Genomic DNA, 20,796 nt, shown 5'->3' with positions numbered 1-20,796 from the left:
TGAGTCGAGGTGTGTGATGGTGCTTGAGACATGGCTGGCGTTTTTTGCCGCCTGTTGGGTGATCAGTCTTTCCCCGGGCGCCGGTGCTATTGCGTCGATGTCCTGTGGTTTGCAATACGGTTTCTGGCGCGGCTACTGGAACGCCCTTGGCCTGCAGCTGGGGCTGGCGATGCAGATTGCGATTGTCGCCGCCGGTGTGGGCGCAATCCTCGCCACGTCGGCCACGGCCTTCTACGCGATCAAATGGTTTGGCGTGGCGTATCTGGTGTATCTGGCGGTCAAGCAATGGCGTGCACTGCCCAGCAATATGAGCGATGACGCGGCCATTCGGCAGATCGGCAAACCGCTGGCGCTGGTGTTTCGCGGGTTCCTGGTGAATGTCAGCAACCCCAAGGCGCTGGTGTTCATGCTGGCGGTGCTGCCGCAGTTCATCGACCCGCACGCGCCGTTGGTGGCGCAGTACCTGATCCTTGGCGTAACCATGATCTGCGTCGACCTGATCGTGATGGCCGGCTACACCGGCCTCGCTTCCAAAGTTCTGCGACTGCTGCGCACACCCAAGCAACAACGACGGATGAATCGCACGTTTGCCGGACTGTTCATCGGTGCGGCCGGGCTGCTGGCGACCATTCGCAGAGCTGCGGTGTAACACCCGCAACGCACAAAAAAGGCGACCTCTAGAGGTTAATGGCGGTAAGGGGAAGGCTCGGCACGCTCCCCCCGTAGCAGCTGCCGAGCCTGCGAGGCTGCGTTCGAGGACGCAGTCCTCGTAAATCCTGCGTACGCGGTTTGCCTGAAAGAGCGCGTTGCCTGATTTCACGACTGCTTCGCAGCCGAACGCAGCCTCGGCAGCTGCTACAGGGGAGCGTGCCGAGCCTGTCTCCTTGACTTACCGCCATTGACCTCTAGAGGTCACCTTTTTCGTCCCCTCGGAGGTGACTCAGCGCAGAATGACCGGCGCCGTATCCTGCGGCAGGTTATTGCGCAGTGGTGCTTGCCCCGGCTGTTGCTGAGCGCCGCGACCGAGTTGCTCGGCCAACTGACGGGCCACATCCTCACCTAGCGACTTGGACACATCACGTACCACCCGTGGACGGTTCAGCGACACTTTGACGTCTTCGCCGTTGACCAGCTTGGTGTCCTGGCCTTCACCCATGGCGGTGAACGCCGAGGTGATTTCAAACGTCCGGGTGTTGATCAGGCTGAAGTCCGCCACCAGGTTCAGGCCGAGAATCGCCGAATAGCTGTCGGTGTTGGCCAGCGAGGTGATGTCGCGGGTGAAGTCGATATCCGACAGGGTGCCGAACAACACATAGTCGGCGCCCTTGTAGTTACCGGCCTTGATCCGCTTGATCACATCAAAGACGTCTTCCTTGGACTTGGCCGTGTACGGCGTGCCTTGCACCAGCTGGAACATCCCGGACTTGAGAATCTCGCCCTTGATGTCGCCGGTGAACTTGCGAAGTTCGCCTTGCTCGATGTAGCTGCTAGTGGCCTCGATCTCGTTATAGCTCGACGAGCCGCTGGCGTGGTACATGCCCGCCTGCATGTTGCTCTGTGCGGAGACGATGTGGATGTACTGCTCCACGCGCTCTTGGTAGGCGAGGTCGGTGACCGCGATTTTCGGGGCCGCCTGCGCGCCAAACGCGCAGGCCAGGGCCATGATGCCAATCCATGCACGCATTGCTTAACGCTCCGTGGTTTTGCGGATCTCTTTCTCGTCCATCCACTCGGCCAGGCCACTTTCAACGTCGATCAGTTGCAGGCTGAACTTGTAGAAAACGTCCTTGTAATCGCTGCTGCGCTTGACGATGGAGCTGATCGAACCTTCAAGACGGTATTTGGCGGCGATCATGTTGCCGGTCTTGGCCACGGTGCCTTTCTTGTACAGGCCGCTCTGGTTTTGCAGCTTGAGCTGGTCAACCTGGCTCTGCATCGCGGTGTTGTCGCTGGCAAAGCGGGCAGTGCCGGACTTCATCAGTTGAGTCTTGATGCTGGTGGTGATTTCGCGGGTATCGATGTATTCGCTGGTCTTGTTCTTCACGTCGTAGACCTGCACGACCGGACGGCCCTGCAAGATGCCGGACTGGGCCAGGGAGCGGGTCATGGACTCGGCGATCATCTGCAAGTCAGTGGAACCGAATTCGTTGGTCACCAGCTCAACAGCCTTGCTGTCGCCGTAACCGATGTTTTTCCCGCCCAGGACCGGCGAGTTGTTGGCGCAACCGCTGGCCAGAAGGGCGACCACGGCGAGGAACGAAAAGCGTGCAAACATGGGATGTCTCTCTGTCACGAAATAGGGGAAGGCTTAAGGGGTTTTGACTTCAAGGCGGAAGTCAGTGGCCTTGGGCACAGGCGCAATGGCTGGCAGGAACGTGGCCTGCGCGGCATACAGGTTCAGGGTTTTCCAGCTTTCCTCATCGGCCACCGGGAAGCCGTCGTCACCCAGCCAGACGAAGCGGTAGTACATCGTCATGTTGGTGTGGCTGGTGTTGTTCAGCGCGACCTTGACGGTCAGGAAGCCGTTTTCACGGGCGACCCGCATCGCGCCGATGGCGATGTTGTTGAACTTGTTCATCACCACGACTTTGCTCGCGGCACTGCCAGGCGCAGGTGGCGGCGGGGTGGCGCAACCGGCCAGCAGAGCCAGGGCGGCGACAGCAATCAGTTTGAAACGCATGGAGAAGCTCCGCTTAAGGTTGTTTGACGCTGGCCACGACTTGCGGGGTGGCGCTTGGGATCACGTGGGCGGCGACGCCACTGGCGAACACCTGATTGCCCACCGTACGCAGGCTGATCACCTGGTAGCGCTGATCGACCTTGACCGTGATTCGCGAACCGCCCAGAGCGTTTGGCAGGCTCAGTTGGTGCTCGCCTTTGGCCAGGCGCAGGCGCACCACCTGGGTGTTGTCGGGCAGGGTGCGCCAGGTGCGGGTATCCGCCCCTTCCATCACCGCCGACGAGATGCCTACGGCCAGACCGGCTAGTGGATTGGTCTCGTTGATCTTCTTTTGCGCCACGGCGCGAGTCACGGCGCGGACGGTGGTGCGCAGGATGATCCCCGGCATGTCGTCACGCAGTGCGCGGCGGGACATGGCGGTGGTGCTGTTGAGTTGGGTCAGGTTCTGTTGCTGGCCGTCGACACCGATCTGTGCGTACGTCACGGTCGAGGTGTCAGGCTTGATCACCGGGAATGACAGCGGGGTAATCACCACGTTGTTGCTGATCGGCAGTGGCAACGGAATGCGGATCGAGTCACGGCTCGGCGCCAGGCCGCTTTGCACGACGATCAGGATGTCGCTTTCGTCATTCTTGCCAGCCGGCTTGTCCAGGTTCAGCAGCGCTTGTTCGAGCAACGGCGTGTTCGGGCGCAGTTCGGCGGCTTTGCGATAACCCGGCGCGGCCAGGTCTTTTTCGCCCAGGGCTTCGTAGACGAAACCGGCCAGGTAATGGCTGAACGCGCTCTGATAGCTGTTCTTCAGGCCAACCACTTCAGGCGCGTCGAGACTCGCCACCGGGTAACCCTGCAGGTCCTTGTACTGAGTCTTGACGCCTTGCTTCTCGGCCTCGTCCTCGCGCTTGAGGTATTCCTTGTCGCGCAGTTCGGCGATCACTGCTTCACGTTCGTGGGTCTTCTTGATTTCGGTACGGGCGCCGTCGAAATCGTTCACGGCCAGCAGGTTCAAGGCCATTTGCGTGGTCAGCATGACTTTTTCGTAGTCATACCCTTCGTAGCGGCGAACCTTGTCATTGACCAGAAAGCTGCCGAACTGGGCCAGGTACTTGTCGGTATCCAGCTTGACCGACTCTTCCCAGGTGCCGACGACCTGGTCCGCGCTTCTCCACGCGGCCTGGCTGCCGGTCAGGTCGCCCTTGGCGCGCAGCAGTTCACCTTTCTCGAAGTAATAGAGCAGGTCCTTGTTTTCGCCTGTGTTGTTCTTTTCCAGCAGGGTCAGTGCGGCGTCGACGTTACCGCTGGCCAACTGCTGGTTGGTTTGTTGCAGTTCCGTGTCGTAGCTGCGAAAGGCCGAACAACCGGCAAGCAAAGTGACTGCGCTGAGCGCGATCGAGGTGAGGGCGCGGGATGCCATGGGTACTTCTTCCCTGAGTTTAAACAGCCGAGCGTGCTGGTCGGGCCGGGTGAACCAATCGACAGGGAAGATGGCTCTCCATGCCAATTCCTCATAAAAAGAGGAGCTTAAATACCCGATCGCAATAACGAGGGCGCGGCATTATAAGCGCGGATACTGGCTATGTAATGGCTTTTTAATTTCATTTTTTCTATGAGTGCCACCATCCGGGAGGTGTCCGAATCCTCAAACTGTGGACGACAAAGCTTGAGTGGGAAGCATTGAGAGTGAACAATGTGTTACTTCGTATTATCAATTGAGATTCATTCATGACTGCCCCGTCCCGTTTCCTGGCCTGGCTGGTGCTCCCTTTGTTTGCCCTGTGCAGTTTCAATCTGCTGGCCGACACGGTGGAAGGCGCGCCACAGGCACTGCATTTGCTCGATTACATTGGTGCCGATTACCCGGCGACGGTGGAGGCGGGCCAGGTCATCGATGACGGCGAATACCGCGAGCAGCTGGAGTTTCTCGACGTCTTGCAGGGGCTGATTGCCGCGCTGCCAGCCAAACCCGAGCGCGCCGAGCTTGAGCAGGGCGTGAGCAATCTGCGCAACGCGGTGACCCAGCGTCAGGACGGTGCGGAGGTGGCCCGACAGGCGCGGCAATTGGGCGCGAAGCTGGCGGTGGCCTATGAAGTCAGCCAGGCACCGATCATTACCCCGGATCCCACGCGTGGTGCGCCGTTGTATGCGCAGCACTGCGCGGTGTGCCATGGCGACACCGGTGCCGGTGATGGTCCTGCAGGTGTTGGCCTGACGCCGCCACCGGCCAATCTGCGTGATGCCACGCGGCTCGACCGCCTGAGCCTGTACGCGATCTACAGCACGTTGGGGCAGGGCATCGAAGGCACGGACATGCCGGCCTTCGCCGACCAACTCGACGAGCGTCAGCGCTGGGATCTGGCGACCTACATCGCCGCGTTCAGCGCCGATCCGGCTGCGGCCAAAAGTGAAAAGAGCTTCAACCTTGCCGACCTGGCCCGACAGACCCCGGTGGAAGTGCTGGCGGCCGAAGGCCCTCAGGCGGCCGCTACGTTCCGCGCCCAGCGCGCCCAACCGCCGCAGGTCAAGCGTGGCCCGGCGCAGTTGCTCGATTACACCGCCGCGACCCTCGACAAGAGCCTGGCTGCGTACCGCGCCGGCGACCGCGAACAGGCTTATGACCTCTCGGTAGCGGCGTATCTGGAGGGCTTCGAACTGGTCGAAAGCTCGCTGGACAACGTCAACACCGTAGTGCGCAAAGACACTGAAAAATCCCTGATGGCTTACCGTCAGTCGTTGCAGGACGGGCTACCGATCGAGCAAGTCGAGCAACGGCTGGCGTTTGCCAAGACCAAGTTGAAGGAGTCCGCGGACCTGCTGGGTAGCGATGGCCTGAGCTGGTCGCTGAGCTATGTCTCCGGCCTGCTGATTCTTTTGCGCGAAGGGCTGGAGGCGATTCTGGTGCTGGCCGCCGTGCTCGCGTTCTTGCGCAACACCGGTCAGCAGTCGGTGATTCGCAGCGTCAACATCGGTTGGGGATTGGCGTTGGTGGCGGGTCTGGCGACCTGGGCGCTGGCGGCGTACGTGATCGATGTCAGCGGTGCCCAGCGCGAGTTGCTGGAAGGCTGCACCGCATTGTTTGCCAGTGTCATGGTGCTCTGGCTCGGGGTGTGGATGCACGACCGTCGTCACGCGGCGGCCTGGCAGGATTACATCAAGAGCAGCCTGGTCAGCGGCGGCGGGCGTTTCGGGTTTGCTGCGCTGGCGTTTTTCTCGGTCTATCGCGAGCTTTTCGAAGTGGTGCTGTTTTACGAAACTCTGTGGCTGCAAGCCGGCCCGGCCGGGCATAACGCGGTATTGGCGGGTGGCGCCACGGCGCTGGTGCTGTTGATCGGTCTGGCCTGGGTGATCCTGCGCGGTTCGGCGAAACTGCCGCTGGCGCTGTTCTTCGGGATCAACGCCGGTTTGCTCTGCGCGCTGTCGGTGGTGTTCGCCGGGCATGGCGTCAAGGCCTTGCAGGAGGCCGGGATCTTCGGCACTCGTCCGGTGCCATTCTTTGACTTCGACTGGCTGGGGATTCACGCTGACGCTTATTCGCTGGGTGCGCAGGCGGTGGCGATTTTGGCGATTGTCGTCTTGTACAGCCGTAGTCGAGTGGAGGAGAAGCGGCGGGTTCAGGCTTCTTAACAAGCATTCGCTGCGCTCACAATCGCGAGCAAGCTCGCTCCCACAGGATTGCGTAAAGCCTGTGGGAGCCGACGATGCTTTTTGGAAGAGGAAATACACAATGCGTGTCTGGATCGATGCTGACGCCTGCCCTCGGGCAGCCAAGGACCTGGTGGTGAAGTTTGCGCTAAAGCGCCAGTTCGAGGTGGTGATGGTGGCCGGGCAGCCGCAGATCAAGCCGGGCCTGGCGCTGGTGAAGCTGATCGTGGTACCGAGCGGCCCGGATGCCGCCGACGATTACCTGGTGGAGCACGCAGCGCCGGGTGAGCTGGTGATTTGCAGCGATGTGCCGCTGGCCGACCGCTTGGTGAAGAAAGGTGTCGCGGCGCTGGATCCGCGGGGCAAGGAGTTCGATGCGCAGAACATGGGCGATCGGCTGGCGGTGCGTAACCTGTTCACCGACCTGCGTGAGCAGGGGCAGATGAGCGGCGGGCCGGCGCCGTTTGGCGATCGCGAGAAGCAGGCGTTCGCCAATGCGCTGGACCGGATCATCACCCGGCTGACCCGAAAGTCTTGAGTCGTGCAGTGAACCCTGTGGGAGCGAGCTTGCTCGCGATAGCGGCCTAGCCGCTGACATCAATGTTGAATTTGCTGACCCCATCGCGAGCAAGCTCGCTCCCACATTAGTCATGTGTTACGCATCATTCTCATGCGTCAGCTCTAAAACCCGATCTACCAGCTTGTTGATCCCGGAAGCCGCTTCGCTGATTGATTGCGCCAGCATATAGGCCGGGGTGCTGACCAGTTTGCGGGCCTTGTCTTCAATGATCTCGCCGACGGCGCAATCGACATGGGTCGCGCCCATTCGGGTCACGGCGGCGGCAGTATCGGCGTCGTTGCCGATGGTGCAGGTTACGCCCGGGCCGTAGATTTTCGCCGCCAACGCCGGCGAGATGCAGATCAGGCCAACCGGTTTGCCGGCTTCGGCAAAGGCTTCGGCCAGCGCCAGGACTTCTGGCTGAATGCTGCAACCGGCGCCTTCGATGGCGAAGTTGGACAGGTTCTTCGCCGAGCCAAAACCACCGGGCACGATCAGCGCATCGAAGTCTTCGGCGTTGGCTTCACGCAGGTCTTTCACGTGTCCGCGGGCGATGCGCGCCGACTCCACCAGCACGTTGCGCGACTCGGGCATTTCTTCGCCCGTCAGGTGGTTGATCACATGCAATTGCGCGGTATCCGGGGCGAAACATTGCACCTGTGCACCGCGTTGGTCGAGGCGCAGCAGGGTCAACACGCTTTCATGGATCTCGGCGCCGTCATACACGCCACAGCCGGAAAGTATCACTGCAACTTTTTTGCTCATGGGTTTTCTCCAGATTCATGGCGTTAAATGTCCACTAATTTGTCACTCGTTGCCATAGGGTTATTTCACGGCTACACCTAGGATCAGTCATCACCTTTGCGATCAGGTCGCGTCATGGACTTCATTCTGTATGCGGTGCCGTTTTTCTTTGTGTTGATTGCCGTCGAGCTGCTGGCGGACCGTTGGCGCGGGGTGAGTCATTATCGCCTGGCCGATGCAATCAACAGCCTCAGCACCGGCGTGCTGTCGACCACCACTGGCCTCTTGACCAAAGGTGTGGGGCTGGTGACGTATGCGTTCGCCCTGAAGCATCTGGCGCTGTTCGAGCTGTCGGCCGAAAGCGTTTGGGTCTGGGTGTTCGCCTTTGTTACCTATGACTTCTGCTACTACTGGCTGCACCGCATGGGGCATGAGCGCAACATCCTCTGGGCGGCGCATTCGGTGCACCACCAAAGCGAGGACTACAACCTCTCCACGGCATTGCGCCAGACCAGCACCGGATTCCTGCTGAGCTGGATTTTCTACCTGCCGATGGCGGTACTCGGCGTGCCGCTAATGGTGTTCGTCAGCGTCGCGGCGCTGAATCTGCTGTACCAATTCTGGGTTCACACCAAACACATTCCCAAGCTCGGCTGGTTCGAATGGTTCTTCGTCACGCCCTCCAACCACCGGGCTCACCATGCGCAGAACGCGCTCTACATGGATCGTAACTACGGAGGGGTGTTCATTATCTGGGACCGGTTGTTTGGTTCGTTCCAGGAAGAGGACGACAACGAACCGGTGATTTTTGGCGTGACCACACCGTTGGCGAGCTGGAATCCGTTGTGGGCGAACGTGCAGTTCTATGCGCAGTTATGGGCTGATGCACGACGTGCCGAACGCTGGTGGGACAAGCTGCGAATCTGGTTCATGCGCACCGGTTGGCGGCCGGCGGATGTGGCGGCGAAGTACCCGATGAACAAGCCGGACCTGAGTCAGTTCCGCAAATTCGAGGTGCCGCTGGACGGACGGCAGCAGGTCTATATCGCGCTGCAGTTTTGCCTGTATATCGCGCTGGGCAGCTACCTGATGAATCTGGAGCGAAGCTTGCCGACCGCGGCCCTGGTGTTGGGCTGGGGGGCGGTGGCGCTGGGTTTGTTTGTGCTGGGCGTGGCCCTGGAGAATCGCCCGCAGGCGTTGAAACTGGAGTTGCTGCGGCTGGCGCTGAATCTGCCGCTGGTCTGGCTGGCGCCGCTGGTCGGGCTATGGCCGGCCAGCGCGGTGGGCTGGGTCGGCGTGCTCAGTTACAGCCTGCTCAGCGGCATCGGTCTCTACTGCTGCAGAAACCGCATCACTCGACTGGCGTCGTAGGTTCGCTGGCCTTGGCCTTTTCGGCTTTCTGGACCTGCTCGTCTTCGTAGATCTGCTTGGCGAGGCGAGCATTCTTGAAGCGCCGGCGTAGCCACAGGCAGAAGCCCAGCACCAGCAGGGCGCCCAGTACCCACAGCTCGTACTTCTTGACGCTGCCGAGCATGCCTTCGAGCACCGCGCCAAAGTGGTAAGCAGCAGCCGCCAGGGCGCTGGCCCAGATCGCCGCACCAATACCATTGAGTATCAGGTAGCGTCCCGGCGGATAACCCGACAGGCCGATGGCCACGGGCATTACCGTGCGCAGGCCGTAGACGAAGCGAAAGCTCAGCACCCAGATGTCCGGGTGCTTGCGGATATGCTCCAGCGCCCGATCGCCCATCATTTGCCAGCGTGGTTTGCGCGCCAGCAGTTTGCGGCCGTGTTTGCGCCCCAGGAAGTACCACAGCTGATCGCCGGCGTAACTGCCGAAGAACGCCACGATTACCACCAGGTTGATGTCCATGTATCCACGGAACGCGAGGAAGCCTGCGAGTACCAGAATGGTTTCGCCTTCGAAGAACGTCCCGAGGAAAAGGGCAAAGTAGCCGAAGTCATGCAGAAATTGTTGGAGCATTGTCTGGGTGCTGGCGAAATGAACGCGCAGCCTAACCCTTCAGGCACATTCAGGAAAGTGTCGAAATGTGTCTCGACGTGAACATTTCCTACAAGGACAATGGTTGCGACTACAGGTCACAGGGGTGCACATAACTGTCATACGTTAGTCATAATGGCCGCTTATAACTGTCACGCTCGCCCGTCAGCGCGGGCTCAGGAGTCTGCCGTGAGCTTTACCCCCGCCAACCGTTTGTTTCCTGCAACCCGCCTGCGTCGCAATCGTCGTGATGAATTTTCTCGCCGTCTGGTCCGTGAAAACGTCCTGACCACCAATGACCTGATTCTTCCGGTTTTTGTGCTCGACGGTGAAAACCGTCGCGAAGCGGTTGCCTCGATGCCAGGCGTCGAACGTCTGACCATCGACCTGTTGCTCGAAGAAGCGGCCCGGTGGGTCGAGCTGGGTATTCCAGCCGTGGCGCTGTTCCCGGTGACCCCGGCCGAACTCAAATCCCTCGACGCTGCCGAGGCGTGGAACCCGGAGGGTATCGCCCAGCGCGCCACCCGCGCCCTGCGTGCACGCTTCCCGGAGCTGGGGGTGATTACCGACGTAGCGCTGGACCCGTTCACCACCCACGGCCAGGACGGTATTCTGGACGAAGAAGGTTATGTGCAGAACGACGTCACCGTCGATGCGCTGGTCAAACAGGCCTTGTCCCACGCCGCTGCCGGTGCGCAGGTGGTGGCTCCGTCGGACATGATGGACGGCCGCATCCAGGCGATCCGTGAAGCGCTGGAGCTGGCCGGTCACGTCAACGTGCGGATCATGGCTTACTCGGCCAAGTACGCCAGCGCCTATTACGGTCCGTTCCGCGATGCGGTGGGTTCGGCGCTGAACCTGGGCAAGGCCAATAAGGCGTCCTATCAGATGGACCCGGCCAACGGCAACGAAGCCCTGCACGAAGTGGCGGCGGACTTGTCAGAAGGCGCGGATATGGTCATGGTCAAGCCAGGCATGCCGTACCTGGACATCCTTTACCGGGTCAAAGAAGAATTTAAAGTGCCGACCTTTGTCTATCAGGTCAGCGGTGAATACGCGATGCACATGGCAGCAATCCAGAATGGCTGGTTGAGCGAAGGGGTTATCCTAGAGTCCCTGACCGCTTTTAAACGTGCTGGAGCTGATGGCATCCTGACTTACTTTGCCGTACGTGCCGCTCAATTGTTACGAGAGCAACAATAGCCCTCCCAGGAACATCCGATGAATACCGAAGGACTCACTGAAGTTGCCGTAAAAGAAGCTCAACCGCTGGTTGAGCCTGTCGTCGAAATCGAGCCTGCGCTGGAGCCTGCCCCACCCGCGGTGGTGGTAGCCGAAGCGGCACCGGCGGCGCCGGCAGTCGCGATTCCAGGCCTGGATGACAGCAGCCTGTACATCCATCGCGAGCTGTCGCAACTGCAGTTCAACATCCGCGTGCTGGAGCAGGCGCTGGATGAGTCCTATCCGTTGCTGGAACGGCTGAAGTTTCTGCTGATCTTCTCCAGCAACCTGGACGAGTTCTTCGAGATCCGTGTTGCCGGGCTCAAGAAGCAGATCACCTTCGCCCGTGAACAAGCCGGTGCCGACGGCCTGCAACCGCATCAGGCGCTGGCGCGTATCAGCGATCTGGTACACGGTCACGTCGATCGCCAATACGCGATCCTCAACGACATCCTGCTGCCGGAACTGGAAAAACATCAGGTCCGCTTCATCCGTCGCCGTTACTGGACCACCAAGCTCAAGACTTGGGTACGCCGCTATTTCCGCGACGAGATCGCGCCGATCATCACCCCGATCGGTCTCGACCCTACGCACCCGTTCCCGTTGCTGGTGAACAAGAGCCTGAACTTCATCGTCGAACTCGAAGGTATCGATGCGTTCGGTCGCGATTCCGGCCTGGCGATCATCCCGGCCCCGCGTTTGTTGCCGCGTGTGATCAAGGTGCCGGAAGAGGTCGGTGGCACCGGTGACAACTATGTGTTCCTGTCGTCGATGATCCACGCTCACGCCGACGACCTGTTCCAGGGCATGAAGGTCAAGGGCTGCTATCAGTTCCGCCTGACCCGAAACGCGGACCTGGCGGTCGACACCGAAGACGTCGAAGACCTGGCCCGCGCCCTGCGCGGTGAGCTGTTCTCCCGTCGTTACGGTGATGCGGTGCGTCTGGAAGTCGCGGACACCTGCCCGAAACACCTGTCCGACTACCTGCTCAAGCAGTTCAACCTGAGCGAGACCGAGCTGTATCAGGTCAACGGTCCGGTCAACCTGACGCGGCTGTTCAGCATCACCGGCCTGGACAGTCACCCGGAACTGCAATACACGCCGTTCACCCCGCAGATCCCGAAACTGCTGCAGAACAGCGAGAACATTTTCAGCGTGATCAGCAAGCAGGACATTCTGCTGCTGCACCCGTTCGAGTCCTTCACTCCGGTGGTCGACTTGCTGCGCCAAGCGGCCAAGGACCCGCATGTGTTGGCGGTCCGTCAGACCCTTTACCGCAGCGGCGCCAACTCGGAGATCGTCGATGCGCTGGTTGATGCGGCGCGTAACGGCAAGGAAGTCACCGCGGTGATCGAATTGCGTGCGCGGTTCGACGAAGAGTCCAACCTGCAACTGGCCAGCCGTCTGCAAGCGGCCGGCGCGGTGGTGATCTACGGCGTGGTGGGCTTCAAGACCCACGCCAAGATGATGCTGATCCTGCGCCGCGAGGCCGGCGAGATTGTCCGCTACGCCCACTTGGGCACCGGCAACTACCACGCCGCCAATGCCCGTCTGTACACCGACTACAGCTTGCTGACCTCCGACGATGCTTTGTGCGAAGACGTCGGCAAACTGTTCAGCCAGTTGATCGGCATGGGTAAAACCCTGCGCATGAAGAAACTGCTGCACGCGCCGTTCACGCTGAAGAAGGGCATGCTCGACATGATTGCCCGGGAGACCCAGTTCGCCCTCGACGGCAAGCCGGCGCAGATTATCGCCAAGTTCAACTCGCTGACCGACCCGAAGGTCATCCGCGCGTTGTACAAGGCCAGCCAGTCCGGGGTGCGGATCGATCTGGTGGTGCGCGGCATGTGCTGCCTGCGGCCGGGTATCGCCGGGGTTTCGCACAACATCCATGTGCGCTCGATCATCGGTCGTTTCCTGGAGCACACAAGGGTCTTCTACTTCCTCAACGGCGGCGAAGAGCAGATGTTCCTGTCGAGTGCCGACTGGATGGAGCGCAACCTCGATAAACGCGTCGAGACGTGCTTCCCGGTGGAAGGCAAGAAGCTGATTACCCGGGTCAAGAAAGAGCTGGAGCTTTACCTCACCGATAACACCCACAGCTGGAGCCTGCAGTCGGACGGTCGTTACATCCGCAACACACCGACCGGCAACCAGAACCCGCGCAGCGCCCAGGCAACCTTGCTGGAGCGTTTGGGCAGCCCGATTCTGACTGTGAACTGAGGCCTCACGCAAAGGCCATGGAAGGCCAATAAATGTGGGAGCGAGCTTGCTCGCGATGACGGAATGACATTCAACATCCATGTTGACTGCTGCACCGCTATCGCGAGCAAGCTCGCTCCCACATTGGTATTGCTGTGCGTAATCGAGCGGTGTTAGCGAACGTTAAGCACGAAGTTGACGCGGGTCAGCCATTCCGCTTCCAGCGCGAAGTCGGCCTGGGTCAGCTGGTTTTCGTCCAGCCAGTTCTCCGGGAACAACACATCCAGGGTGTCGCCGTTGGCCTGCAACGTGACCTGCGGCATCTTTTGGGTGCCGCGGATGTGATGGAACAGAATCGCGAAGCGCAGCAGTACGCAAAGGCGAATCAGCTTGATGCCGTCATCGCCGAACTCGGCAAACCTGTCCTTGGGAATGTTGCGGCGGTGGCCGCGTACCAGCAGCGCCAGCATCAGCTGGTCTTCACGGGAAAAACCGGCCAGATCGGAGTGTTCGATCAGGTAGGCGCCGTGCTTGTGGAATTGATAGTGGGCGATATCCAGCCCGACTTCGTGGACCTTGGCGGCCCAACCCAGCAATTCGCGCCAGACACCGTCATTAAGGTCCCAGTCATCGGCCACCTGGTCGAACGCGTGGAGTGCCTTGCGTTCGACGCGGTCGGCCTGTCCCACGTCGACGTGGTAACGCTCCATGAGCGAGCTGAGGGTGCGTTCGCGGACGTCTTCGTGGTGATGACGGCCCATCAGGTCGTAGAGCACGCCTTCACGCAGGGCGCCCTCACAGTGATCCATACGTTGCAATTCGAGTGCGTCGAAGATCGCTTCAAGAATCGCCAGGCCGGCCGGGAAAATCGCCCGGCGATCAGGTTTCAGGCCTTCGAAATCGATTTTTTCGACGTCACCGAGTTTGATCAGCCTGCGCTTGAGCCAGGAAAGGCCTTCGGCATTGACCTCGCCAGCCCCGTGGCCGCCGGCCTTCAACGCCAGGCCGATGGCGCGAATGGTGCCCGAGGAGCCGATGGCTTCATCCCAGGTCAGGCGGTGCAGGGCATGCTCAATGCTCATGATCTCCAGCCGCGCCGCAGTGTAGGCCTGGGCGTAACGGGCCGGGGTGATCTTGCCGTCGCGGAAATAGCGCTGGGTGTAGCTGACGCAGCCCATTTGCAGGCTTTCGCGCAGCAGCGGCTCGAAGCGCTGGCCGATGATGAATTCGGTACTGCCACCGCCGATGTCGGCCACCAGACGCTTGCCCGGTGTGTCGGCGAGGGTGTGGGAGACGCCAAGGTAGATCAGGCGGGCTTCTTCACGACCGGAGATGACTTCTACCGGGTGACCGAGGATTTCTTCGGCGCGGCGGATGAATTCGCCACGGTTGCGGGCCTCGCGCAGGGCGTTGGTGCCGACGATCCGCACGGCGCCCGGTGGCATGCCGTTGATCAGTTGGGCAAAGCGCTTTAGGCAATCGAGCCCGCGCTGCATGGATTCTTCGGTAAGTCGGCGCTCTTCGTCGATCCCCGCGGCCAGCTGAACCTTCTCGCCAAGCCGCTCGAGAATACGGATTTCATTGTGGATGGCCTTGGCCACGACCATATGAAAGCTGTTCGAGCCCAGGTCGATAGCGGCGATCAGGGACAGATTCTTGGCTTGGGATTCAGGCATGGTTTAGAGGTCTCGGTCGATAACCCGACCATCCTGCCACGATCAACCGCTGCCGCCAACGCGTAGTGATTAAAGCCTTGATCCAGCGCAGGAGTGCCGTGACCGCTTCGCGCTCAATCGCGAGCAGGCTCGCTCCCACAGGGTTCTTTGTTGCCTTCAGTACTGTGGGCGACACCAAACCAATGTGGGAGCGAGCTTGCTCGCGATGACGGCCTTGCAGACTCCGAAGATCTCTCAGCCCGCTGCTTCTACGGTACCAATGAAGTTCGCCAGCTCCGCCGTCTGCGGATTGGCAAACAACACTTTCGGATCGCCCACCTCGTGCACCTTGCCCTGGTGCATGAACACCAGTTTGTCACCGACTTCGCGGGCGAAGCGCATTTCGTGGGTGACCATGATCAGCGTCATCCCGTCCCTGGCCAGTTGCCGGACCACGCTCAGCACCTCATTGACCAGCTCCGGGTCGAGCGCCGAGGTGATTTCGTCGCACAGCAGCACTTTCGGCGACATCGCCAGGGCCCGGGCAATCGCGACACGCTGTTGCTGGCCGCCGGACAGTCGATCCGGGAACGCATCGAATTTCTCCGCGAGCCCGACCCGCTCCAGCATCTGTCGCGCCAGCTCGGCGGCTTTGGTCTTGGAGACTTTCTGTACCACTTGCGGCGCGAGCATGACGTTTTCGCCCACCGTCAGGTGCGGGAACAGGTTGAATTGCTGAAAAACCATGCCGACCTTCTGTCGCAGGCTGCGCAGGTCGGCGCGGGCGGCGTCGAGGTATTCGCCGTCGACTTCGATCACCCCGTCGTTGATCGACTCCAGGCCGTTCAAGGTGCGCAGCAGGGTCGATTTTCCCGAGCCGCTGCGACCGATGATCGCCACCACCTGGCCCTCATCAATGCTCAGGTCGATGCCTTTGAGCACATGGTGATCGCCGTAATATTTATGCAGGGCGGAAATTCTAAGCAGAGGCATGCAGTCTCCTTTCCAGGTAGCGGGCACTGAGGGACAACGGGTAGCAGAGCAGGAAGTAACCGAGCGCCACGAGGCCGTAGACCATGAAGGGTTCGAAGGTTGCGTTGGCGAGCATGCCGCCGGTTTTGGTGAGTTCGGTGAAGCCGATGATCGAGGTCACCGCCGTGCCCTTGACCACCTGCACCGAGAAGCCCACGGTCGGTGCCACGGCAATGCGCAGGGCTTGCGGCAGGATCACGTAGCGCAGCTGTTCAAAGGGATTGAGTGCCAGGCTCGCCGAGGCTTCCCACTGACCGTTGGCGATCGAGTCGACGCAGCCGCGCCAGATCTCCGCCAGGTAAGCGCTGGTAAACAGCGTCAAGGTAATCGCCGCCGCCAGCCATGGCGAAATCTCGATCCCCAGCAGCGCTATGCCGAAAAACACCAGAAACAGCTGCATCAGCAGCGGCGTGCCCTGGAACAGTTCGATATAGGTACGGGCAAAATTGCGCGGCAGGGCGTTTTTCGAGATACGCAGGGTCATGATCAGCAAGCCGATCAGCCCGCCACCGATAAACGCCACCAGCGACAGCGCCAGGGTCCATTGCAGGCCGGTGAGCAGGTTGCGGACGATGTCCCAGAAGGTGAAATCGCTCATTGGCCGCTCCTTGCTATAAACCGTCGACCGATCCAGTTCAGCAACTGGCGAATCATCAAAGCCATACACAGGTAGACCAGCGTGGTCAGGGCATAGGTTTCGAAGGCGCGGAAGTTGCGCGACTGAATGAAGTTGGCGGCAAAACTGAGTTCTTCCGTGGCGATCTGCGAGCACACCGCCGAACCGAGCATGACGATGATGATCTGGCTGCTCAGGGCCGGCCAGACCTTGCCCAGCGCCGGCAGCAACACCACATGGCGGAAGGCTTCGAAACGGCTCATCGCCAACGCTGCCGCAGCTTCCAGCTGGCCACGCGGGATCGCTTGAATGCCCGCGCGAATGATTTCCGTCGAATAGGCGCCGAGGTTGATCACCATCGCCAGCACCGCGGCCTGCCATTCGGAGATTTGCAGGCCTAGCGATGGCAAGCCGAAGAAAATGAAGAACAGTTGCACCAGAAACGGTGTATTGCGGATCAACTCGACGTAAACCCCGAAGATCCCGGCAAACGGACGGATGTTCCACGCCCGCACCGCGGCGCCGACAATCCCCAGGCTCACCCCGAGCAGTGCGCCGATGGCCGTCAGCTCAAGGGTGAACAGCGCACCGCGCAGCAGCAGGTCGGTGTTGTGCACCACCGGTAAAAAGTCGAACTGATAGGCCATGGACAGTTTCCTCGATTAAGCGCCGTCACGACGATCAGAGATCGGCCGGCAGCGGCTGCTTGAGCCAGGTTTGGGAATTTTTCTCCAGGCTGCCGTCGGTCCTCGCGGTGGCGAGGATCTGGTTGACCTTGTCCAGCAGCGCCGGCTCGTTCTTGTTCACGCCGACGTAGACCGGCGAATCCTTGAGCTTCACTTTCAGCGCTGGAATGCGTTTCGGGTTGCGTTCGCTGATGGTCACCATCACCACGTTGCCGCTGGCGATCAGGTCGACTTGCCCTGCGAGGTAGGCGGCGATGGTCGAGTTGTTGTCTTCGAAGCGCTTGATGGTTGCGCCTTGCGGGGCGACGGCGGTCAGCTCGATGTCTTCGATGGCGCCACGGGTGACGCTGATGGTTTTGCCCTTGAGCTCATCCAGGCCGTTGATGGCAACTTCTGGCGGGCCGAACACCGCGAGATAGAAGGGCGCATAGGCGCGGGAGAAGTCGATGACCTTCTCGCGCTCAGGGTTTTTGCCAAGGCTGGAGATCACCAGGTCGACCTTGCCGGTGGTCAGGAATGGAATGCGGTTGGTGCTGTTGACCGGCGTCAGTTCGAGTTTGACCTTGAGCTGGTCGGCCAGAAGCGCAGCGGTGTCGATGTCGAGGCCGCGGGGTTTCATGTCGGGACCCACCGAGCCAAACGGCGGGAAGTCCTGAGGCACGGCGACCTTGAGCGTGCCGCGCTTGACCACATCCTCCAGGCCGTCGGCATGGGCGGGGAGCTGACAGAACATCAGGCTGGCGAACAGGGCAGTGAGCAGGGCGCTGCAACGCTGGGTCATGGCAATTCTCCGGATTCGGCAAGTGATTTCTGCGAATCGACAGAGCACAGCCCATGCCAACCTCCAGCGAAATACCTGCAAAGCCACGGATTTACTGGTGTTGATCGGTCTTACTGGTCTGAACAGTTGCCGGTTTTTTCGCACCTTCATCGGGCATCGACCAAAGCGCCCGAACCCCTGTGGGGCATGACTTGCCTGACTCGGCGATTAGCTTTACAACTAGCCGCTCACTGGTCTGGCTCGTCTGAAAAAACCATGAATTCAATCTCCCGCGCCGTACCTGAAGTGGCGCTGCACGCCATCCGTAAACTGATTACCGAACAGGGTTTCGGGCCGGGGGACGTGCTGCCTTCGCAGCGTGATCTGGCCCTGCAATTGGGCGTGAGCCGGGCGTCGCTGCGTGAGGCGTTGTCATCCTTGAGTGCCTTGGGAGTGATCAGCGTGCAGCCAGGCAAAGGGGTGTTCGTGCAGGCAATCGAGCCATCCCCGGCAGTGTCGGGAGTGAGTTGGCCGTTCGCGGCTCAAGCCTCGCCTGTGGATATCTTTCAACTGCGCTATGCCCTGGAAGGTTTTGCGGCGGGGTTGGCGGCGGTGACATTGAGCGCCGATGAGCTCGATGCCCTTGAAGATAACGTCGCCGCGATGCGCGACGAGTTGCGCGCCGGAGACTTCGACGCGGCGGCGCGGCTGGACTTCGAATTTCATCGGCGAATCCTGCTGGCCAGCGGTAATCAGGCGATGTTGAGCATTCTGACGGCGAGTGCCGAGCTCTTTCTGGAGAGCCAGAAACTACCGTTCATCCGGGCCGAACGGGCCATGGAAACCTGGCAGGAGCACCGCAAGATCCTTCGGGCGCTGGCCCGCCGGGCATCCGGGGCTGCGCAGAAGGCTATGCAGGAGCACGTGCGCAACGCGGCCCTGCGCACTGGAATTTCCTTCGTGACCCCCGCCACCGCGTGACTTGAGCTATACCCAAACTCATGCACCGCCATAGCGAGACTCAATCATCTGCGGCTTCCTGAACGAGGGAAGGGCGGCTATGATGGGCCACGTTTTTTTGCTTACAACCTGGAGACTTCCATGAGCAGCGATCTTATCAAACACGTTAGCGACGCTAGCTTCGAAGCTGACGTACTCAAGGCCGAAGGTGCTGTACTGGTCGACTACTGGGCTGAGTGGTGTGGCCCATGCAAGATGATCGCTCCGGTTCTGGACGAAATCGCTGAAACCTACAAAGGTAAGCTGACCGTTGCCAAGCTGAACATCGACGAAAACCAGGAAACCCCGGCCAAGCACGGCGTACGTGGTATCCCGACCCTGATGCTGTTCAAGAACGGCAACGTCGAAGCGACCAAGGTTGGCGCGCTGTCGAAGTCGCAACTGGCTGCCTTCCTCGACGCCAACATCTAAGCGTCGTTGCAAGAGTCATCCAAAAAGCCCCGCAAATAGCGGGGCTTTTTCGTTATTCAGGGCTAGACGCTCCGAAACTCAGGTGTTACATTCGGCCCCGCACTGGTTTCTCCAGCGCCCCCTGCAAGCCGTCGCCGACGCTCTCCTTTTCGAATAAGTACGCGATCCTGTCGCCTTCTCTGCGGCGCGGCCTCATTAAGCCAAAAGCTTAATTTCCCCCCCTCCATAAATGATTACGTCATTCCTATATGAATCTGACTGAACTCAAGCAAAAGCCGATTACCGAACTGCTCGAATTGGCCGAACAGATGGGCATAGAAAATATGGCCCGTTCGCGCAAGCAGGACGTGATTTTCTCCTTGCTGAAAAAGCACGCGAAAAGCGGCGAGGAAATCTCCGGTGATGGCGTGCTGGAGATTCTCCAGGACGGCTTCGGCTTCCTCCGCTCTGCAGACGCCTCCTATCTCGCCGGCCCAGACGATATCTACGTCTCGCCGAGCCAGATCCGTCGCTTCAACTTGCGCACCGGTGACACCATCGTTGGCAAGATCCGTCCTCCAAAGGAAGGCGAGCGTTATTTCGCACTGCTCAAGGTCGACACGATCAACTACGATCGTCCCGAGAACGCGAAAAACAAGATTCTCTTCGAGAACCTGACCCCGCTGTTCCCGACCGTGCGCATGAAGATGGAAGCCGGTAACGGTTCCACCGAAGACCTCACCGGTCGTGTCATCGACCTGTGCGCTCCGATCGGTAAAGGCCAGCGCGGTCTGATCGTTGCTCCGCCAAAAGCGGGCAAGACGATCATGCTGCAGAACATCGCTGCCAACATCGCGCGTAACAACCCTGAAGTTCATCTGATCGTGCTGCTGATCGACGAACGTCCGGAAGAAGTAACCGAAATGCAGCGCACCGTGCGCGGCGAAGTGGTTGCCTCGACGTTCGACGAGCCGCCAACCCGCCACGTGCAGGTTGCCGAAATGGTGATCGAGAAGGCCAAGCGCCTGGTTGAACACAAGAAAGACGTGGTCATCCTGCTCGACTCCATCACTCGTCTGGCGCGTGCCTACAACACCGTGATCCCGAGCTCCGGCAAGGTCCTCACCGGTGGTGTCGATGCTCACGCCCTGGAGAAACCAAAGCGTTTCTTCGGTGCCGCACGGAACATCGAAGAAGGCGGCTCGCTGACCATCATCGCTACCGCGCTGGTTGAAACCGGCTCGAAGATGGACGAAGTGATCTACGAAGAATTCAAAGGCACCGGCAACATGGAGCTGCCTCTGGATCGCAAGATCGCTGAAAAGCGCGTCTTCCCGGCGATCAACATCAACCGCTCCGGCACCCGCCGCGAAGAGTTGCTGACTGCCGACGACGAGCTGCAGCGCATGTGGATCCTGCGCAAGCTGCTGCATCCTATGGATGAAGTCTCTGCCATCGAGTTCCTGGTCGACAAGCTGAAACAGACCAAGACCAACGATGAGTTCTTCCTGTCGATGAAACGCAAGTAAATCGATCAGGCCAGCAAAAGCCGGGGAAACCCGGCTTTTTGCTATCTGACCTTTGATGATT

Annotated in this window: 20 protein-coding genes; 9 read left to right on the top strand and 11 right to left on the bottom strand. The window is 60.2% G+C overall.

Annotation, left to right across the window (positions count from 1 at the left end; genetic code table 11):
• The first annotated feature begins 16 nt into the window (after positions 1-16).
• Positions 17-649, top strand: a complete 633-nt coding sequence (locus AC1DIG_RS12535; RefSeq protein WP_103317873.1) for a LysE family transporter — start codon at positions 17-19, stop codon at positions 647-649.
• 291 nt (positions 650-940) lie between these two features.
• Here the strand turns inward: AC1DIG_RS12535 and AC1DIG_RS12530 are convergent, their stop codons facing one another.
• From AC1DIG_RS12530 to AC1DIG_RS12515, 4 genes are read right to left on the bottom strand one after another with little or no spacing between them, the layout of a single operon-like run.
• The gene (locus AC1DIG_RS12530; protein ID WP_477767560.1) at positions 941-1,684 is read right to left on the bottom strand and encodes a penicillin-binding protein activator LpoB; all 744 of its coding nucleotides are present in this window, start codon (positions 1,682-1,684) and stop codon (positions 941-943) included.
• A gap of 3 nt (positions 1,685-1,687) precedes the next feature.
• On the bottom strand, positions 1,688-2,275 hold the full coding sequence (gene lpoB, locus AC1DIG_RS12525) for a penicillin-binding protein activator LpoB (protein WP_054594596.1): 588 nt from the start codon (positions 2,273-2,275) through the stop codon (positions 1,688-1,690).
• A 33-nt stretch (positions 2,276-2,308) separates the two neighbouring features.
• Complete coding sequence (locus AC1DIG_RS12520) at positions 2,309-2,680, bottom strand: YcfL family putative periplasmic lipoprotein (RefSeq protein WP_054594595.1); 372 nt, start codon at positions 2,678-2,680, stop codon at positions 2,309-2,311.
• Positions 2,681-2,693: 13 nt separating this feature from the next.
• On the bottom strand, positions 2,694-4,091 hold the full coding sequence (locus AC1DIG_RS12515; RefSeq protein ID WP_477767559.1) for a COG3014 family protein: 1,398 nt from the start codon (positions 4,089-4,091) through the stop codon (positions 2,694-2,696).
• 308 nt (positions 4,092-4,399) lie between these two features.
• On the opposite strand from AC1DIG_RS12515, the gene AC1DIG_RS12510 reads away from it, so the two are divergent.
• Both AC1DIG_RS12510 and AC1DIG_RS12505 read left to right on the top strand, forming a co-directional pair.
• A complete protein-coding gene (locus AC1DIG_RS12510) occupies positions 4,400-6,298 on the top strand; it encodes an FTR1 family protein (protein ID WP_477767558.1) in 1,899 nt (632 codons plus the stop codon).
• A gap of 100 nt (positions 6,299-6,398) precedes the next feature.
• Positions 6,399-6,854: a YaiI/YqxD family protein gene (locus AC1DIG_RS12505; RefSeq protein ID WP_477767557.1), complete on the top strand. Its 456-nt coding sequence runs from the start codon at positions 6,399-6,401 to the stop codon at positions 6,852-6,854.
• A 117-nt stretch (positions 6,855-6,971) separates the two neighbouring features.
• Here AC1DIG_RS12505 and elbB read toward each other — a convergent pair whose 3' ends face one another.
• The gene (gene elbB / locus AC1DIG_RS12500; RefSeq protein WP_477767556.1) at positions 6,972-7,640 is read right to left on the bottom strand and encodes an isoprenoid biosynthesis glyoxalase ElbB; all 669 of its coding nucleotides are present in this window, start codon (positions 7,638-7,640) and stop codon (positions 6,972-6,974) included.
• Between the two features lie 114 nt (positions 7,641-7,754).
• On the opposite strand from elbB, the gene AC1DIG_RS12495 reads away from it, so the two are divergent.
• Positions 7,755-8,990 (top strand): sterol desaturase family protein, encoded by a 1,236-nt coding sequence (locus AC1DIG_RS12495; protein WP_477767555.1) that lies wholly within the window; start codon positions 7,755-7,757, stop codon positions 8,988-8,990.
• Here the strand turns inward: AC1DIG_RS12495 and AC1DIG_RS12490 are convergent.
• On the bottom strand, positions 8,971-9,603 hold the full coding sequence (locus tag AC1DIG_RS12490; protein WP_477767554.1) for a DedA family protein: 633 nt from the start codon (positions 9,601-9,603) through the stop codon (positions 8,971-8,973). The two genes, AC1DIG_RS12495 and AC1DIG_RS12490, sit on opposite strands and share 20 nt — an antisense overlap.
• Positions 9,604-9,810: 207 nt before the next feature.
• Between AC1DIG_RS12490 and hemB the strand changes: the two genes are divergently transcribed.
• On the top strand, positions 9,811-10,824 hold the full coding sequence (gene hemB, locus AC1DIG_RS12485) for a porphobilinogen synthase (RefSeq protein ID WP_477767553.1): 1,014 nt from the start codon (positions 9,811-9,813) through the stop codon (positions 10,822-10,824).
• An 18-nt stretch (positions 10,825-10,842) separates the two neighbouring features.
• Entirely contained in the window at positions 10,843-13,068 is a 2,226-nt protein-coding gene (gene ppk1, locus AC1DIG_RS12480; protein WP_477767552.1) for a polyphosphate kinase 1, read from the top strand.
• A gap of 152 nt (positions 13,069-13,220) precedes the next feature.
• Here the strand turns inward: ppk1 and ppx are convergent, their stop codons facing one another.
• The 5 genes from ppx to AC1DIG_RS12455 all read right to left on the bottom strand — a co-directional run bounded on the left by ppx (position 13,221) and on the right by AC1DIG_RS12455 (position 17,817).
• Positions 13,221-14,723 carry an exopolyphosphatase gene (gene ppx / locus AC1DIG_RS12475; RefSeq protein WP_477767551.1) on the bottom strand — a complete coding sequence of 501 codons (1,503 nt, stop codon included), beginning with the start codon at positions 14,721-14,723 and terminating at the stop codon, positions 13,221-13,223.
• A 234-nt stretch (positions 14,724-14,957) separates the two neighbouring features.
• Positions 14,958-15,695, bottom strand: a complete 738-nt coding sequence (locus AC1DIG_RS12470) for an amino acid ABC transporter ATP-binding protein (RefSeq protein ID WP_477767550.1) — start codon at positions 15,693-15,695, stop codon at positions 14,958-14,960.
• A complete protein-coding gene (locus AC1DIG_RS12465; protein WP_477767549.1) occupies positions 15,682-16,332 on the bottom strand; it encodes an amino acid ABC transporter permease in 651 nt (216 codons plus the stop codon). Before AC1DIG_RS12465 ends, AC1DIG_RS12470 begins: the two co-directional genes overlap by 14 nt.
• Positions 16,329-16,997, bottom strand: coding sequence for an amino acid ABC transporter permease (locus tag AC1DIG_RS12460; RefSeq protein ID WP_477767548.1), 669 nt, complete (start codon positions 16,995-16,997; stop codon positions 16,329-16,331). Before AC1DIG_RS12460 ends, AC1DIG_RS12465 begins: the two co-directional genes overlap by 4 nt.
• 34 nt (positions 16,998-17,031) lie before the next feature.
• Entirely contained in the window at positions 17,032-17,817 is a 786-nt protein-coding gene (locus tag AC1DIG_RS12455) for a transporter substrate-binding domain-containing protein (RefSeq protein WP_477767547.1), read from the bottom strand.
• Between the two features lie 255 nt (positions 17,818-18,072).
• Here AC1DIG_RS12455 and AC1DIG_RS12450 point away from each other — a divergent pair, with 255 nt between their 5' ends.
• From AC1DIG_RS12450 to rho, 3 genes are all read left to right on the top strand, one after another.
• Positions 18,073-18,777 carry a FadR/GntR family transcriptional regulator gene (locus AC1DIG_RS12450; protein ID WP_477767546.1) on the top strand — a complete coding sequence of 235 codons (705 nt, stop codon included), beginning with the start codon at positions 18,073-18,075 and terminating at the stop codon, positions 18,775-18,777.
• 120 nt (positions 18,778-18,897) lie between these two features.
• Entirely contained in the window at positions 18,898-19,227 is a 330-nt protein-coding gene (gene trxA / locus AC1DIG_RS12445; protein WP_003206727.1) for a thioredoxin TrxA, read from the top strand.
• A 248-nt stretch (positions 19,228-19,475) separates the two neighbouring features.
• Positions 19,476-20,735, top strand: a complete 1,260-nt coding sequence (rho, locus tag AC1DIG_RS12440) for a transcription termination factor Rho (protein ID WP_007899384.1) — start codon at positions 19,476-19,478, stop codon at positions 20,733-20,735.
• Positions 20,736-20,796 lie beyond the last annotated feature (61 nt).

This window comes from Pseudomonas sp. 05N431 (assembly GCF_056397005.1).
Note: the sequence above shows the minus strand (reverse complement) of the source record. Positions and strands in the feature narration are given on the sequence as shown.